The sequence below is a fragment of the Streptomyces sp. NPDC002156 genome (genome assembly GCF_053593675.1).
Genome location: NZ_JBSFDA010000024.1, coordinates 21,605 through 37,333, shown reverse-complemented (window position 1 = coordinate 37,333; position 15,729 = coordinate 21,605). Strand labels below are relative to the sequence as shown.

The window sequence follows — 15,729 nt, the reverse complement described above, 5'->3', positions numbered from 1 at the left end:
GCTCGGCTCCCCGATCACCCTTCCGCTGGCATCAAACCGCCCGACGGAGGGAAAGTGGGAGGGATGGACCAGGGGGGACGGACTGGGGGTGTCTGCCTGTGCCTGACCGTGAACCGAACCGGGAACCCGCCCGGGAGGACCGGGAACAGAAATCGTCGGAGACCGAGGCCGAGCGGCGTCGGCGCCGGGCCGTCTTCCTGCGCGAGCTGACCGAGGCGCGCGAGTTGCGCGACCGTGTCCAGCCCCGCCGCGCCAAGACCGCCCGCCTCCGCCACGCCATGCGCATGCGTACGTTCCGCTGGTAGTAGGCGCGTTGAAGGGGTGGCCGTGCGGGGGCGGCCAGGGAAGCCGGTTACGATCCGCTGGTGGCGGCAACGAGAGCGCTGGTGAAGGGCTCGGCCGACAAGCGATCAAAAGAGCCGGACACAGGGTGCCGAAGACGTCCCCTGAACGCTCCGTTTCTGCCACGATTCCGAGTGGGTGGGGCTCGGCGCACAGCATTCCCCACCCAAAGCCTCCGCCGGGGGGACCCCCAACCGGCACGCCTAGGACCAGTGGGAGAGTCACGGTGTACTTCGCCGCACTGCTCGCGCGCACCGAAGACGGGTGGGAAGCGAGCGACACAGAACTCGACGATGTGGAAACGCTGTCGGACCTGGCCGAACTGGCCCGTGAAGCCTCCCCCGAGGACGACACGGTGCTGGTGCTCATCGAGCAGGAGGACGCCTGGTTCGGCGTCGTCCGCGTCGACGGCGAGGACGACCCCCGGATCTACGTCTCGGACGCCGCCGCCGCTGCCCGTAGCTCGTACGGCGAGATCCTGCTCACGGCCGAGCTGCTCGGCCGCGATCCGGACGACCTCGATACAGATCTGGACGCCCTCGACCTCGACGGCACCGAGGACGGTGAATCGGACAGCGATCCGGACGCCGAATCCGACGATGACGACGAGGCCGGCACCTCCGCCGAGGCGGTGCCGCACGGCCCCGTCGGCGACACCGAGATCCTCGACGACCTCGGCGTCGGCGAGAAGGAACTGCGCGCCCTGGACGCCGACGACGCGCTGAGCGCGATCGCCGAGGCCCTCGGAGCGTCGGAGGTCCTGGAGACGGTGCGCTGAACGAACAGGGCCTGACCGTCGAGGGGGCGCCCGACCCCGTACGTGATCCATGGCGGGCCGCGATGCGGCTCGCCATGGCCGAGGCCGGGCGGGCCGTCCTCGGCGGTGACGTCCCCGTCGGTGCCGTCGTCCTGGCCGCCGACGGTACGACCGTCCTCGCGACCGGGCACAACGAGCGCGAGGCGACGGGCGATCCGACCGCGCACGCCGAGGTCCTCGCGATCCGGCGGGCCGCGGCCGACCTCGGTGAGTGGCGGCTGTCCGGCTGCACGCTCGTCGTGACGCTGGAGCCCTGCACGATGTGCGCGGGCGCCCTCGTGCAGTCCCGGGTCGACCGGGTCGTCTACGGCGCCCGCGACGAGAAGGCGGGCGCGGCCGGCTCCCTCTGGGACGTCGTCCGCGACCGCCGCCTCAACCACCGCCCCGAGGTGATCGGCGGCGTCCTCGCGGACGACTGCGCGCGCCTCCTGACCGACTTCTTCCGGAACTAAAAACGGATTTCGGAGCACGCCGCACCGTGCTGTAAGGTCTGTCTCGGTAGCGTGTCCGAGCGGCCGAAGGAGCTCGCCTCGAAAGCGAGTGTGGCGCAAGTCACCGAGGGTTCAAATCCCTCCGCTACCGCTGTAGAAGGGCCTCGCCGGACGGCGGGGCCCTTCGTGCGACATCAGTCGGGTGTGGTCTGGTCTGGTCTGAGGGGAGGCCGCGGTGGCGGTGAATTCGAAGAAGATCGCCGTCTATGTGCTCGTGGTCTTCGTGCTGTACGTGATCATCACGGACCCGCAGAAGGCGGCCGAATACGTCGAGATGGCGTTCGAGGGAGTCTCGAACGCGGCCAGTGCCATAGGGGACTTCATGACCTGGATCGCCGACGGCGCCAAGTAGAGGAGTACATGTGATCCGCCATCTGGTCCTCTTCAAGCTCAACGAGGGCGTCCAGCGCGACGAACCGCGGGTCGTGGCAGGTGTCGAGGCCTTCCGCGCCCTGTCCGGGCAGATCGACGAACTCCGCTTCTGGGAGTGCGCCTGGAACATCACCGACCGCCCCATCGCCTACGACTTCGCGATCAACTCGGCGGTCGACGACACGGACGCGCTCAAGCGGTACCTGGAGCACCCGGCCCACCAGGCGGCCGCGGCACAGTGGCGCGAGTTCGCCACGTGGGTGATCGCCGACTACGAGTTCTAGGCCGAGCACGCAACTGGCCCCGCACCGGAACGGTGTGGGGCCTTTTCGCGCCTTATGCACCAAACCTTACTCAACACGGTGTTATGGGGTGCTTGCACACAGTGCACATGTCTTGTGATGCTATGACCGCTTTTGACGGATGAGTTGACCGATGAAGAGTTGACCGATGAAGAGGTGGCGTTGACCGTGTCGGCCAGTACTGCGCCACCCCAGGAAGCCGCACCACAGCAGACCGCGCCACAGGAGGCCACTCCCCTGGAGGTCGCTCCCCAGGAGCCCGCCCCACCGCGGAGCCGCGGCGCGGACACCCGAGCGCTCACCCAGGTGCTCTTCGGCCAGCTCAAGGTCCTGGACCCGGGTACGCCGGAGCACAACCGCGTGCGAGGGGCGCTCATCGAGGCGAACCTCCCGCTCGTGCGCTACGCGGCCGCCCGCTTCCGCTCCCGCAACGAGCCGATGGAGGACGTCGTCCAGGTCGGCACCATCGGGCTGATCAACGCCATCGACCGGTTCGACCCGGACCGGGGTGTGCAGTTCCCGACGTTCGCGATGCCGACGGTCATCGGCGAGATCAAGCGGTACTTCCGGGACAACGTCCGCACGGTCCACGTACCGCGCCGGCTGCACGAGTTGTGGGTGCAGGTCAACGGCGCGACCGAGGATCTGACGACCGCGTTCGGGCGTACCCCGACGACCGCCGAGATCGCCGAGCGGCTGCGGATCAGCGAGGACGACGTGCTCTCCTGCATCGAGGCGGGCCGCTCGTACCACGCAACCTCGCTGGAGGCGGCCCAGGAGGGCGACGGCCTGCCCGGTCTGGTCGACCGGCTCGGCTACGAGGACCCGGCGCTGGACGGCGTGGAGCACCGCGATCTGGTCCGCCATCTCCTGGTCCAACTCCCCGAGCGCGAGCAGCGGATCCTTTTGCTGCGTTACTACAGCAACCTCACCCAGTCGCAGATCAGCGCGGAACTGGGCGTCTCCCAGATGCATGTGTCCCGGCTGCTGGCCCGCAGCTTCGCGCGACTGCGTTCGGCGAACCGCATCGAGGCGTAGTCGCGGGAGTGGCTGCGGGCGTCGCCGCAGGAGTCACACGAGTCACCACGGGGGCGGTCCGGGGAGAACCGGACACAGGATCGAGACGTCACCTGGGAGAGCGAATCGCCCAGTGGCGTACTTCCTCGCGGTTCTGGGGTGAAAAACCGTCAGACCCCCTCTTTCCAGGGCTGATTCGTGTCTTACATGTCGACATGTCACTACAGCGTGTTGCCGACATGTGACATTCTGCCGGAAGAGCGTTTGCCGTGGCTTCGGCTCCGGTATTCAGGTGAAGGCTGCGTTCCTCAGACGGGAGCGTCCGCCGCGACCGTCCGCGACCCAAAGGGGGTGGCATGTCCGCAGACCAGGGCAGCTCGAAGGTGCTCACGCTCACGAAGAGCGAGTCGGCGCCCGCCGAGCTTCACGACGTCCCGGCCCTCGTAGTGGAGGTCGAGGCAGAGGCAGCCCCGGCCGTCCCGGCCCTCCCGCCGGCTCCGCCGGCCACGGGAGCCATCGACACCCGCACCCTGTCCCGTTCCCTGTTCCTGCGGCTCGCCGCCCTCGACGAGAACAGCCCCGAGCGTGCGTACGTCCGGGACACCCTCATCGAGCTGAATCTCCCCCTCGTGCGGTACGCGGCGGCCCGCTTCCGCTCCCGCAACGAGCCGATGGAGGACATCGTCCAGGTCGGCACCATCGGCCTGATCAAGGCGATCGACCGCTTCGACTGCGAACGCGGCGTCGAGTTCCCGACGTTCGCGATGCCGACGGTCGTGGGCGAGATCAAGCGGTTCTTCCGCGACACCTCGTGGTCCGTCCGGGTCCCGCGCCGCCTCCAGGAACTGCGCCTGGCCCTCACCAAGGCCAGCGACGAACTCGCCCAGAAGCTGGACCGCTCGCCGACGGTCACCGAACTCGCCGCGGTCCTGGGCGTGTCCGAGGAGGACGTCGTCGACGGCCTCGCGGTCGGCAACGCGTACACGGCCTCGTCCCTGGACTCCCCGGCCCCGGAGGACGACGGCGGCGAGGGCTCCCTGGCGGACCGCCTCGGCTACGAGGACACGGCGCTGGAGGGCGTGGAGTACCGCGAGTCCCTCAAGCCGCTGCTGGCCAAACTCCCGCCGCGCGAGCGCCGGATCATCATGCTGCGCTTCTTCGCCAACATGACCCAGTCGCAGATCGGCGAGGAGGTCGGCATCTCCCAGATGCACGTGTCCCGCCTGCTGACCCGGACCCTGTCCCAGCTGCGCGAGGGCCTGATCTCGGACTGAGGCTCGTTGAGTCGGGCACTTGGGGTTCACTTCTGACGGAGCATCAGCGACGATGTCGCGATGCTTCGCCCGACCCGTACGACGCATGACCGCCGGGGCACCATCGCCCTGACCACCTCGGCGGCCATCGCGACCTGCACCCTGGCAGGGCTGTTGGTGGCGTGCGGGGGCGGTGACGGACAGGGCGAGGGGTACGTTGCGGTCGAGCGCCCGGCGAGCGGCGGTACGGCGGTCGCTCCCACCGGGGAGGTGACGTTCGTACCGCTGGAGGGACCGGAGCGGGAATCCGCGCCGCCCAAGTCTCCCTCGGCACAGGAGAGTCGGCCGCGCGCATCGGCAACAGGCCCAACCGGCCCCGGATCGCCCACTCCTGGAGAACCGAGCGGCAACTCCACCCGTACGGGCACGAGTTCCCCGTCGGCCATGCCCGCGCCCTCCGAACCGGCGCAGACACCAACACCAACACCGGTACCAACACCGGAATCGTCGCCGCCCGTCGGTCCCGCCCGTCTGACCACGAGCGCGCCCGTCCTCACGCCCACGGACAAACGCTGGTGCGAGAAGGTGACGCTCGCCTTCCACAACACCGGTGGCACGCCGGTCCGTTCGGGCACGGTGACCTTCGGCACGCACATCATCGACCTGCTCGGCATCGACTGGGCGACGATCGAGTCGAAGGTGGCGCTGCCTGTGCCGATCCAGCCGGGGGCGACGAGGGAAGAGTCCTGGACGGTGTGCGTGGAGGAGTGGCGCGTGCCTTGGGGGATGCGGGTGGAGACGCGGGTGGTCGGGGTGGAGTGGGCGTAGGGGGCGACACCGGCCGGCTCGCGCATTCAACTGTCGTGCGTCGCCCTGCCTGGCGCCGGAATTGCAACTGAGCCTGACGCCTGGCAAAGGGACGGATGATGTCAGAGGCATCCGGTTGGATGAGCCCGCGACTGTCTATGACGTAGCCCGCCAGCTTCCTGCCATCGCCGACCTGCGGGACCTGTGCCGCTCGCTTGCGATGTCGGCGGCCTTCTCGTGCAGCTGCAGCTGTTCCTTCGTGCCGTAGGCGATTCGCACAAGACAGCCACCTCAGGCCCGTCTTGGCGCTATTCGCACGTAGCAGCAAGGTTCAGCGACTGAACCGGCTATCTGTGGCGCGTAGCGGACGGCATCGAGGCCGTACAACTCGGCATGGCGGGGGAACTCCTCGACCATGCCGCCGATCTGCTCGACGACGACAGGGTCACCGCAGACCAACTCCGGTTCACGCTGGCCCGGATGAGCGAGTCCCTGCGGGACGTGAAACGCGTCGCGGACAGCCGGGGCGCCCGGTTGCCCGAGGCCGGCGCCACCGAACTCGACCTCGACCTCGACCTCGACCTCGACCCGGACGATGCGATCGGCGCGTACGACACCCCGGAGGAGCGATGACCGGCCGGGGCCACACCCCGCGTCAGCTACAGCCGCCCTGCGAGGTGGCCTCACTCCACGCCGAGCACGCGGACCTGCACGGGCAGTGCTCCGGAACGGTCGAACACCGCCTGCCCTGGCAGTCCCCCACCGGGCCGCCCCTGTTGCGACCGTTGCGACTGCCCGTGCCACCGAGCCGACAGACCAGCCGGCCGATCACGGACCGCCCCCGCCCTGGCGGACTGAAGGACCCGACCGACCCGCAGACACGACAAAGCGCGGGACGTCGCTGTCCCGCGCGAGGAAGTCGCCCCGCCCTTCCTTACTTCAGCGCCAGCCAAGCCACCGCGGCGACGACCGCCACGGCGACGACCACGCCGATGATCAGGCCGATGCGGGGGCCCGCCGGGGCCGGGGCCTGGCGGCTGCCGCCCTGGGGGGTTTCGTCGACGAACGCTCGGAACATCTGGGTGCTGCCCGCGGGGTCGTAGTTGCCCTCGGGGCCCTGGGTGTTGGCCATGGTGGGAGACCCTAGCGAACCTGGCGGGGCTCACCCAAGTGGGGCCCCTCCCTCACCGCTCCCACCTGCGCGTTTACGTTCGCCAATACTTGCCTTTGCCAAGTTTTTAGTCCACCTCCTCCCCATTTCATTTGCCTGTAGCAACCAATCGTTCTTATGGTTGCCCCAAGCAACAAATAAAGAGACGGACTTCAGACGCGGACTTCAGGGGGTGTGATGGCAGAGCAGGCGCAGTACGAGGAGTTGGTGCGTCAGTTCAGTGCCTTCGGGGCCGTGAAGCGGGAGTTGGGGCGGATCATGCCGCCCGAGTGTCCCGGCGGTTCCGCCGCCGTGCTGACGCTGCTCGACCGGCACGGGGACATGCGGATGAGCCGGCTCGCCGAGCTGCTCGCCGTCGACATGTCCGTGACCAGCCGCCATGTCGCCCACGTCGCCGGACGCGGCTGGATCGAACGGCTCCCCGACCCCGCCGACAAGCGCTCCCGCATTCTGCGGCTGACCTCTTCGGGGCACGCGCAGATCGGCGAGCTGTCGCGGCGGACCACCGAACTGCTCGCCCACCGGCTCGCCGACTGGAGCGACGAGGAGGTCGGACAGCTCGTCCGGCTCATGGCGCGGCTCCGGGACAGCTTCGGCGCCCACTCCCACGCCCACGCCCACCAGACGACGCAGCACACGTAGCAGACGTACGCCTCGAAGACGTACACGCAGAAGACGTACACGCGCGGAAACAGACAAGGAAGCTCAATGGCAACCACCACACCGGCCGGTGTGCGGGCGGCTCACGCCAGGCACGGGGGAGGCTCCCAGGTCTCCCACGGCTCCGCCGACGGCGCGCCGATGTCGCACCGGCAGATCATGGAAGCGCTGACCGGACTGCTGCTCGGCATGTTCGTCGCGATCCTGTCGTCGACGATCGTCTCCAACGCCCTGCCCGACATCATCAAGGACCTCGGCGGCGGCCAGAACGCCTACACCTGGGTCGTGACCGCGTCGCTGCTCGCGATGACCGCGTCCACCCCGCTGTGGGGCAAGCTCGCCGACCTCTTCTCCAAGAAGCTGCTGATCCAGCTCGCGCTCGTCATCTTCGTGCTCGGGTCGGCCGCCGCCGGTCTCTCCCAGAACGCCGCCATGCTCATCGGCTTCCGTGCCGTGCAGGGCATCGGCATGGGCGGTCTGTCCGCCCTCGCCCAGATCATCCTCGCCGCGATGATCTCCCCGCGTGAGCGCGGACGCTACAACGGCTACCTCGGCGCCACCTTCGCGACCGCGATGGTCGGCGGCCCACTGATCGGCGGTGTCATCACCGACACCAGCTGGCTCGGCTGGCGCTGGTGCTTCTACGTCGGCGTCCCCTTCGCCGTCATAGCGCTCATCGTGCTCCAGCGGACGCTCCACCTGCCCGTCGTCAAGCGTCAGGCCAAGGTCGACTGGTTCGGCGCCTTCTTCATCACCGCGGCCGTCTGCCTCCTGCTCGTCTGGGTGACCTTCGCCGGTGACAAGTACGACTGGATGTCCTGGCAGACCGGCGCGATGCTCGGCGGCACGGTCGCCCTGCTCGGGATCTTCGTCCTCGTCGAGTCGAAGGCCAGCGAGCCGATCATCCCGCTGCGCCTCTTCCGCAACCGCACGATCACCCTCGCCTCCCTCGCCTCGCTCTTCGTCGGCGTCGCGATGTTCGCGGGCACCATCTTCTTCAGCCAGTACTTCCAGCTGGCCCGCGACAAGTCGCCGACCATGTCCGGCGTCATGACGATCCCGATGATCGGCGGCCTGTTCGTCGCCTCCACCGTCTCCGGCCAGGTCATCACCCGTACGGGACGCTGGAAGGCCTGGCTGCTCGCCGGCGGTGTGCTGGTGACGGCCGGTCTCGGCCTGCTCGGCACCCTGCGCTACGACACCGCCTACTGGCACGTCGCCATCTACATGGCCCTGCTCGGCCTCGGCGTCGGCATGATGATGCAGAACCTCGTGCTCTGCACCCAGAACCAGGTCTCCCCCTCCGACCTGGGCGTCGCCAGCTCGGTGGTCACCTTCTTCCGCTCCCTCGGCGGCGCGATCGGCGTCTCCGCGCTGGGCGCGGTCCTCAGTCACCGGATCGCCGACCACCTCAAGGACGGCCTGGCCACCCTCGACCCGAAGTACGCCTCGGCGCTCTCCGGTTCGACCTCCAACACCATCCCCGACCTCGACTCCCTGCCCGCGCCGCTGCGCACGGTCATCGAGGGCGCGTACGGCCACGGCATCGGCGACGTCTTCCTCTACGCCGCCCCGGCCGCCCTCCTCGCGCTCGTCTTCTCCGTCTTCATCAAGGAGGTCCCGTTGCGGACGAAGGGCGCGTTGGCGCTGGCCGCGGAGGAGAGCGGTTCTGCTCCCACTCCGGTTGCGGAGACCGCTGCGGCGATGGAGAAGGTGCCCGCCGCCGTCGCCACGGTCGCTGTCGAGGCCGTCGAGGAGCCCGCCCCTGGGGGGATTCCCGTACGGGGTCACGTGCGCGGTGCCGAGAGCGCGCCCGTTGCACAGGCCGCCGTCACGCTGATCTCCCTCTCCGGACGTCAGCTGGGCCGCGCGGTCGCGCAGGGCGACGGCGGCTACGCGCTGGACGCGCCGGGCACGGGCTCGTACGTCCTGATCGCCTCGGCGGACGGGTTCCAGCCGCAGGCCTCGACCGTCGTCGTGAACGGCGAGCCGGTCTCGTACGACATCCTGCTCAGCGGCACGAGCGGGCTCAGCGGGCTGGTGCGGGCCACCGAGTCCGGGTCGCCCGTCAAGGACGCGATGGTCGTCGTGACCGATGTGCGCGGGGATGTGCTGGCCACCGGGAGCACCGGTGAGCAGGGCGAGTTCACGTTCGCCGAGCTGGTGCCGGGTGTCGTGACGATCGCCGTGAACGCCGCCGGGTACCGGCCGCGGGCGCTGCCCGTCGAGGTCGGCGGCGCCGGGGTCACCCGGGTCGAGGTGGAACTGGCGTCCGGGGCGCACGTCCAGGGTGTCGTACGGGCGCCGCACGGGCCGCTCGGGGACGCGCGGGTCACGCTCGTCGACGCGGCGGGCAACGTGGTCGGCACGTCGACGACCGGTGCGGACGGGGCGTACGCCTTCACCGATCTGGACAGCGGCGAGTACACGGTCATCGCGACCGGTTACCCGCCGGCCGCCACCGCCCTGACCGTCACCGGCAACGGAACCGACGGCCACGACATCGAACTCGCCCACCCGGGCGGGGAGTAGCGGGACATGGGCCTCAACGCACGGGTTCTCACTCGGGACGGGTGGGCGGTGTCGCACGCCGTCGTCACCGTGACCGACATGACCGGGCAGCAGGTGCTGCGGGCCGGGGCCGACGCGGACGGGGTCGTGCGCGACGCGACCCCGCTCGCGCCCGGCGCGTACACCGTGATCGTGACGGCCGTCGGGTACGCGCCCACCGCGTCCAGCGCGATCGTCACGGCTGGGGGTACCCCCTCTGGGGGAGGGCGGACCGAGGTCGGGACGGTCACCCTGGCCCGGCTGGGCGGCGGCGCCGAACTGCCGCCGCCGGGGGCGTGGACCGTCGACCCGGCCCACTCGTCCGTCGGGGCGGTCGCCCAGCACCTGGGCATCTCCAGCGTGCACGGACGGTTCACGGAATTCACGGCGACGATCGAGATCGCCCCGGACGAGGTCGCCAAGTCCCGGGTGGAGGCGGTCATTTCGGCCGCCTCGATCGATACGGGGAACTCGACGCGGGACGATCATCTGCGGTCCCCCGACTTCCTGGACGTGGACTCCCACCCCGAGGTCACGTTCCACTCGACGGGGCTCACCCCGGCCGCCGGGACCGACCGCTGGACCGTCCACGGCGAGCTGAGCATGCGCGGTGTCGTACGGCCCGTCGACCTCGACCTCGCCTACCTCGGCACCGGCGCCGACCCCTGGGGCGGCACGCGCGCCGCGTTCCGGGCGACGACCGAACTGCGGCGCGAGGACTTCGCCATGAACTACAACCAGGTGGTACGGGCGGGGATCGCGGCGATCGGTACGACGTTGAGGGTGGAGCTGGACATCCAGGCTGTGCGGGGGGACTCGCTCCTGTGATGTGCTGAGCTGCGCACGGCCGGTGCGGCTGGTGCGGCTGTGGTGTGACATGGATCACCGCAGCGCGGCCCGTGCGGAGGACAGGAAGCAGTGTGGAGATTTCACTGCGCGACCGTGTGCGAGCCGGGCATCCCGATGCATTCGGGCAACTCTTCGACGAGCACGCTTCGGTGGTCCACCGGCATGCCGTCCGGATGACCGGCGACTGGGTCATGGCCGACGACATCGTGTCGCTGACCTTCCTGGAGGCATGGCGGCTGCGCGAGCGGGTGCTTCCGGGCGAGGACAGCCTGCGCCCGTGGCTGCTGGGCATCGCGACGAACGTCGCGCGCAACACCGCGCGGGCGGCGCGAAGACACCAGGCCGCGCTCATCAAGGTCCCGCCCCCCGACCCCGTACCGGACTTCGCCGACGAGGTGACACAGCGCCTGGCCAACTCGGAGGAACTGGCCGCCGCGCAGCGGGCGTTGCGCACGCTGCGCCGTGGGGAGCGCGAAGTGTTCACCCTCTGCGTGTGGGAGGGCCTGGACGCCGCCACGGCGGCCGAGGCCCTGGGCGTGGCCGTCGGCACCGTACGGTCCCGGCTCTCCCGCGCGCGAAAACGCCTGCGCAAGCTCACCGAACTCGAACTCAAGGGCGACAAGGGCAGCTCTGGCGGCTCTGGCAGCACGAATGGCGGGAGCCGTACGAACGGTGGGGACCGTACGGGCGCCACGGACGGCAGCTTCGGCGCGGAAAGCGGCATCGGGCGCAGCGGAGTGCAACGCCCGGTCGCGGTCGGACAGTTACCGGGTAGCCGCCACCAGCCGGCTCGGTCCACGCAGGAGAAGAAGCGATGAACACCAACCCACGACGACGCGTTCAGCCGGCCGACCACCAGGATCTGGCCGAGTTGCTGCCCGCGCCCGGCCGTCCGGTGTTCGCTCAGGACCGCCACCGCGTACTGAGGGAACATCTGATGGAACACATCACCCACGAGTCCGCCCACGAGCACTCGGGTGCGACGAACAGCTCCTCGAACACCTCACCCATAGCCCCCGCACGCCGGCGCCCCGGGCGGCGCCTCGTTCTCGTCGCCGCTCCGCTGGCGCTGACCGCCGTCGTGGCCCTGGGCGTGGTGTCGATCGACGGCGCGCAGGACGGCAGGAGCGGCACGGTCGGCACAGGTGTCACCGACCAGCAGAAGGTCACGCGGCTGCTGGACCGGATCTCCCTGGCGGCGGCCGACCGCCAGGCGGTCACGGTGAGCAAGGACCAGTTCATCTACACCCGGTCGCTGGGGTCGTCGGACGAGTTGGGCTGGTATCTGGCAACTTGGGAGGACGCCAAGGCCGGCGAGGGGAGCGAAGCGAAGCTCGGGTACGAGGGGACCATCCGACAGGACGAGTGGATCTCGGTGGACGGCACGCGGCAGGGGCTGAGGAAGTCCATCGCGGTGTCCTCGACGGGCGAGCCCGACCCGTCCCACAAGGATGACATGACCATGGGCGGCACCGGATACCCGTTCTTCAAGCAGCTTCAGGCGCTGCCCACCGACCCCGACGCGCTGCTGGCGAGGTTCTACGCCGATGCCGACAACGTGCCCGTGAACCGCCGCCCGGAGGTGGTCATCGAGAACCTCGGAGCCTTCATCGACGAGGCCACCCTGCTGCCCGACCTCAGCGCCGCGATCTACCGTGCCCTGGCCAAGCTCCCGGGTGTGAGGGTCGTGGACCATGTCAAGGACGCCTCGGGACGGGAGGGTGTCGGCCTCACCTTCAAGGGTTCCTCGAAGGGCTACGCCTGGGTCTTCGACTCGTCCAGCTTCGTCTACCTGGGAACGACCGACGCCGCGCTCATCGAGGTCGGTGTCGTGGACAAGGTCGGCCAGGTACCGGCCAACTCGGCCTGACCGAGCCGCAGAACACCGGCCGACCCGGCCCGACCGAGCCAGCCAGCGGCGTCCGCTCCGGCGGACGCCGTTCTCGCCTGTCCGGGTCCGGCCGGGTGAACACCCCGACTCCCATTGCCTCAGCGCTGGACTCAGGCCCTGTGGAGACAGGTCCCGCAGCCCCTCTGCCCCTAGGCTGGCCGCATGGCACCGAACATCGCTACGAACACCTCCGTGTCCCTGGACGAGCTGCTCGACTTCGTGCGGCCCCGGCACCGGGCGATCCTCCTCACCCGGCGCGCGGACGGCTCCCCGCAGGCCTCGCCGCTGACCTGCGGGGTCGACGACTCGGGGCGGGTCGTCGTGTCGACGTACCCCGAACGCGCCAAGACGCGCAACGCCAAGCGGGACGAGCGCGTCAGCCTGCTCGTCCTGAGCGACGACTGGAACGGGCCGTGGGTGCAGATCGACGGGACGGCGGAGGTCATCGACTCTCCGGAGGCTGTCGAGCCGCTTGTCGAGTACTACCGGAACATCGCGGGGGAGCATCCGGACTGGGACGAGTATCGCGCCGCGATGGTGAAGCAGGGTAAGTCGATTATTCGGGTTACTCCGGTGAAGTGGGGGCCTGTGGCGACCGGTGGGTTCCCTGCGCGGCTTGCTCCGCAGGAGTAGGGGAATTGCGGGGCGCCAAATGGGTTGGGGGTTCTGTTCGGTTGCGGGTGCGGGTTGTGTGTGGCTGGTCGCGCCCACGCGGCGGAGCCGCAGATCAGATACAGCCTCGCGCCCCTAAGAGCAGGTGGGTCTACTCGGGCCTCTTCACCATCGCCTCGATTCCTGCCACCAGCAGCTCCAGGGCGAAGTCGAAGTCCCGTTCTCGCATCTCCTCCACCGTGCCGCCGCCCCGCGCCGCCATCATGTCCGCCGACTCCTGGATGAACTCGGCGGTCTCCGGGGCGGCACCGACAGCGCTCATGGCGTGCCGGAAATAGGCGTCCTGGGTCATGCCGGCGTCCGCGCAGCGGGCGATGAAGTGGCCCTCGACCGTGCCGAAGCCGTACACGAACTGGAAGACGGCGGCGATGGCGCCCGTGAGGCCCCGCGCGGGCAGGCCGGTGCGGCGGAGCACTCGCTGGACGACCCGCGAGAAGGCCTGCGAGTGCGGGCCGATGTTGAGGTAGGTACCGGCCAGCGGCGACACCCAGGGGTGGCGGACCAGCAGGGAGCGGTACTCGCCGGCCAGCACGCGCAACTGGTCGCGCCAGTCCTCGCCCTCGGCCTCCGGGGCGGGCAGGCGCAGTTCGGCGGAGGCCGCGTCGAGGGCGAGTTCGAGCAGGTCGTCCTTGGTGTCGACGTACCAGTACACGGACATCGCCGTCACGTTCAGCTCGGCGGCGAGACGGCGCATGGAGAACTTGGCCAGCCCCTCCGCGTCCAGCAGCCGCACGGTCACCTCGGTGATCCGGTCGCGGTCCAGCCCCGAGGGCTGCCCGCCCCGGCCAGTACCGCTACTCCGGCGCGATGCCTTGCCGTCCAACCACACGCTGGTCCGCGCAGGCCGTTCAACTGCCTTCGCCATGACCCGCCTTCCAATACGAACGTTCACTTACAAAGATGCTAGGCCGCAGCCGACCTAAAGGGGCGCGGGGCTGTGTCTGATATGCGGCTCCGCCGCGTGGGCGCGACCAGCCACGACGCCGCAGCAGCCGCAATCGAACAGAACCCCCACCCCACTAGGCGACCACACCCACCTCAGACTCTGCCCTCTCCGCCCGACGCAACAACACCGCCGCAACCACCCCACCCAGCAACACAGCCACCGCCCCCACCAACTGACTGGTCTCCAACCCGGACGCAAACGCCTCCGTGATCCGCACCCTCTCCGCCCCCGACCCCGCCTCCGCCAACGCCCCCGGCAGGGAAACCGCAGCCACAGAAACCAGCGCCGCGAACCGCGAGTTCAGCACCGCGCCGAGCACCGCGACCCCCAGACCCTGCCCGAACTCCGCCACCGTGCCGTTGATCCCCGCCCCGACGCCCGCCTTCTCCGGCGGGATCGAGCTCATGATCGCGTGTGCCATCGCCGGGCTCGCCACCGCGGCGCCCGTACCGATCAGCAGCAGGCCCAGCAACGTACCCGCGTAACCGCCGGAGGCAACCGTCGCGATGGAGACCAGGCCCGCCGCCATCGCCGTCATGCCCAGCCCGATGGCGAGCGGGGTGCCGAGCCTGGCCGACCATTTCGCCGCCACGCCGGTGAAGTTGAGGGCGACGATCGCGAGGGCGAGCGGCGCCGTGCGCAGCCCGGCCTCCAAGGGGCCGTACCCGAGCACGAACTGCATGTGCTGGGTGAGGAGGAAGAGGGAGCCGCCCATCCCGAACGTGATGAGCACCGCGCCCGCGACCGCGCCCGTGAACCGGCGGTTCCGGAAGAAGTGCATGTCGAGCATGGGGTACGGGATCCGGCTCTCCCAGTACGCGAAGGCGCCCAGGACGACGACCGCGACCGTCGCCGGAGCCAGTACGCGGCCGGAGGTCCAGCCGTGCTCGGGGCCGGAGATGATCGCGAACACGAGCGAGGACATACCGATCGTCGAGAGCACGGCGCCGAGGAGGTCCGGGCGGTCGCCGGTCGGGTTCTTCGACTCGGGGACCAGCGCCACGACCGCCACCAGCCCCAGCGCCGCGACCGGGATGTTGATCAGGAAGATCGCGCCCCACCAGAAGTGGTTCAGCATGAAACCGCCGATGAGCGGGCCGGTGGCGAAGCCGAGGGAGTTGACCGCGGCCCAGATGCCGATGGCCTTCGGCTGCTCCTCCGGCGTGAAGATCTGCATCGCCACGGCGAGCGTGGTCGTCATCAGCAGTGCGCCGCCGACGCCCATCCCGGCCCGCGCCGCGATCAACTGGCCGGTGCTGTCGGCCAGTCCGGCGACCAGTGAGCCCACTCCGAACAGGACCAGGCCCGCGACCAGCATCTTCTTGCGGCCGTAGCGGTCGGCCGCGCTGCCGGCGGTGAGCAGCAGGCCCGACTGGACCAGCGAGTACGCGTTGATCATCCACTGGATGTCGGAGGTGGAGGCGCCCAGCTCCCGGGTGAGGGAGGGGATCGCGACGTTCAGGACGGTGTTGTCGAGCAGCACGGTGAGCTGCGCGAGACAGATGACACCGAGGATCAGCCAGCGCTGGGGGTGGCCCTGAGCCTGGTCCGGAAGGGTGCCCTGGGGGGACGTAGACATGTTGTACACC

General features: G+C 69.7%; 18 protein-coding genes and 1 tRNA gene. 16 read left to right on the top strand and 3 right to left on the bottom strand.

Annotated features, from left to right (window positions below):
* The first annotated feature begins 98 nt into the window (after nucleotides 1-98).
* The 10 genes from ACWCRB_RS13315 (at nucleotide 99) to ACWCRB_RS13270 (ending at nucleotide 6,034) form a co-directional block, all read left to right on the top strand.
* The gene (locus tag ACWCRB_RS13315) at nucleotides 99-305 is read left to right on the top strand and encodes a hypothetical protein (protein ID WP_235476938.1); all 207 of its coding nucleotides are present in this window, start codon (nucleotides 99-101) and stop codon (nucleotides 303-305) included.
* A 263-nt stretch (nucleotides 306-568) separates the two neighbouring features.
* A complete protein-coding gene (locus ACWCRB_RS13310) occupies nucleotides 569-1,120 on the top strand; it encodes a tRNA adenosine deaminase-associated protein (protein ID WP_450996141.1) in 552 nt (183 codons plus the stop codon).
* Between the two features lie 62 nt (nucleotides 1,121-1,182).
* The gene (gene tadA / locus ACWCRB_RS13305; protein WP_450996140.1) at nucleotides 1,183-1,611 is read left to right on the top strand and encodes a tRNA adenosine(34) deaminase TadA; all 429 of its coding nucleotides are present in this window, start codon (nucleotides 1,183-1,185) and stop codon (nucleotides 1,609-1,611) included.
* Nucleotides 1,612-1,656: 45 nt separating this feature from the next.
* Nucleotides 1,657-1,741, top strand: a tRNA-Ser gene (locus ACWCRB_RS13300).
* 84 nt (nucleotides 1,742-1,825) lie between these two features.
* Nucleotides 1,826-2,002 carry a hypothetical protein gene (locus tag ACWCRB_RS13295; RefSeq protein ID WP_450996139.1) on the top strand — a complete coding sequence of 59 codons (177 nt, stop codon included), beginning with the start codon at nucleotides 1,826-1,828 and terminating at the stop codon, nucleotides 2,000-2,002.
* Nucleotides 2,003-2,012: 10 nt separating this feature from the next.
* Nucleotides 2,013-2,306, top strand: a complete 294-nt coding sequence (locus ACWCRB_RS13290; RefSeq protein WP_450996138.1) for a Dabb family protein — start codon at nucleotides 2,013-2,015, stop codon at nucleotides 2,304-2,306.
* Between the two features lie 174 nt (nucleotides 2,307-2,480).
* Nucleotides 2,481-3,362, top strand: coding sequence for an RNA polymerase sigma factor SigF (locus ACWCRB_RS13285; RefSeq protein ID WP_369029264.1), 882 nt, complete (start codon nucleotides 2,481-2,483; stop codon nucleotides 3,360-3,362).
* Nucleotides 3,363-3,697: 335 nt separating this feature from the next.
* Complete coding sequence (locus ACWCRB_RS13280; RefSeq protein WP_235476933.1) at nucleotides 3,698-4,615, top strand: RNA polymerase sigma factor SigF; 918 nt, start codon at nucleotides 3,698-3,700, stop codon at nucleotides 4,613-4,615.
* Between the two features lie 60 nt (nucleotides 4,616-4,675).
* Nucleotides 4,676-5,422: a hypothetical protein gene (locus ACWCRB_RS13275; RefSeq protein WP_450996137.1), complete on the top strand. Its 747-nt coding sequence runs from the start codon at nucleotides 4,676-4,678 to the stop codon at nucleotides 5,420-5,422.
* A 372-nt stretch (nucleotides 5,423-5,794) separates the two neighbouring features.
* Nucleotides 5,795-6,034 carry a hypothetical protein gene (locus ACWCRB_RS13270; RefSeq protein ID WP_450996136.1) on the top strand — a complete coding sequence of 80 codons (240 nt, stop codon included), beginning with the start codon at nucleotides 5,795-5,797 and terminating at the stop codon, nucleotides 6,032-6,034.
* A gap of 301 nt (nucleotides 6,035-6,335) precedes the next feature.
* Here ACWCRB_RS13270 and ACWCRB_RS13265 read toward each other — a convergent pair whose 3' ends face one another.
* Nucleotides 6,336-6,533: a hypothetical protein gene (locus ACWCRB_RS13265; RefSeq protein ID WP_369029032.1), complete on the bottom strand. Its 198-nt coding sequence runs from the start codon at nucleotides 6,531-6,533 to the stop codon at nucleotides 6,336-6,338.
* Between the two features lie 216 nt (nucleotides 6,534-6,749).
* Here ACWCRB_RS13265 and ACWCRB_RS13260 point away from each other — a divergent pair, with 216 nt between their 5' ends.
* The 6 genes from ACWCRB_RS13260 (at nucleotide 6,750) to ACWCRB_RS13235 (ending at nucleotide 13,155) form a co-directional block, all read left to right on the top strand.
* Nucleotides 6,750-7,214, top strand: a complete 465-nt coding sequence (locus ACWCRB_RS13260; protein ID WP_450996135.1) for a MarR family winged helix-turn-helix transcriptional regulator — start codon at nucleotides 6,750-6,752, stop codon at nucleotides 7,212-7,214.
* Nucleotides 7,215-7,280: 66 nt separating this feature from the next.
* Nucleotides 7,281-9,764 carry an MFS transporter gene (locus tag ACWCRB_RS13255; RefSeq protein ID WP_450996134.1) on the top strand — a complete coding sequence of 828 codons (2,484 nt, stop codon included), beginning with the start codon at nucleotides 7,281-7,283 and terminating at the stop codon, nucleotides 9,762-9,764.
* A gap of 6 nt (nucleotides 9,765-9,770) precedes the next feature.
* Nucleotides 9,771-10,610, top strand: coding sequence for a YceI family protein (locus tag ACWCRB_RS13250; protein WP_450996133.1), 840 nt, complete (start codon nucleotides 9,771-9,773; stop codon nucleotides 10,608-10,610).
* Nucleotides 10,611-10,702: 92 nt separating this feature from the next.
* Nucleotides 10,703-11,449 (top strand): RNA polymerase sigma factor, encoded by a 747-nt coding sequence (locus tag ACWCRB_RS13245; RefSeq protein WP_450996132.1) that lies wholly within the window; start codon nucleotides 10,703-10,705, stop codon nucleotides 11,447-11,449.
* Nucleotides 11,446-12,501 (top strand): CU044_5270 family protein, encoded by a 1,056-nt coding sequence (locus ACWCRB_RS13240; RefSeq protein WP_450996131.1) that lies wholly within the window; start codon nucleotides 11,446-11,448, stop codon nucleotides 12,499-12,501. Before ACWCRB_RS13245 ends, ACWCRB_RS13240 begins: the two co-directional genes overlap by 4 nt.
* Nucleotides 12,502-12,684: 183 nt before the next feature.
* A complete protein-coding gene (locus ACWCRB_RS13235; RefSeq protein ID WP_450996130.1) occupies nucleotides 12,685-13,155 on the top strand; it encodes a PPOX class F420-dependent oxidoreductase in 471 nt (156 codons plus the stop codon).
* Nucleotides 13,156-13,285: 130 nt separating this feature from the next.
* On the opposite strand, the gene ACWCRB_RS13230 is transcribed toward ACWCRB_RS13235, so the two are convergent.
* Together ACWCRB_RS13230 and ACWCRB_RS13225 are read right to left on the bottom strand one after the other, a co-directional pair.
* A complete protein-coding gene (locus ACWCRB_RS13230) occupies nucleotides 13,286-14,059 on the bottom strand; it encodes a TetR/AcrR family transcriptional regulator (RefSeq protein ID WP_450996129.1) in 774 nt (257 codons plus the stop codon).
* 154 nt (nucleotides 14,060-14,213) lie between these two features.
* Nucleotides 14,214-15,719, bottom strand: a complete 1,506-nt coding sequence (locus ACWCRB_RS13225) for an MFS transporter (RefSeq protein ID WP_450996128.1) — start codon at nucleotides 15,717-15,719, stop codon at nucleotides 14,214-14,216.
* Nucleotides 15,720-15,729 lie beyond the last annotated feature (10 nt).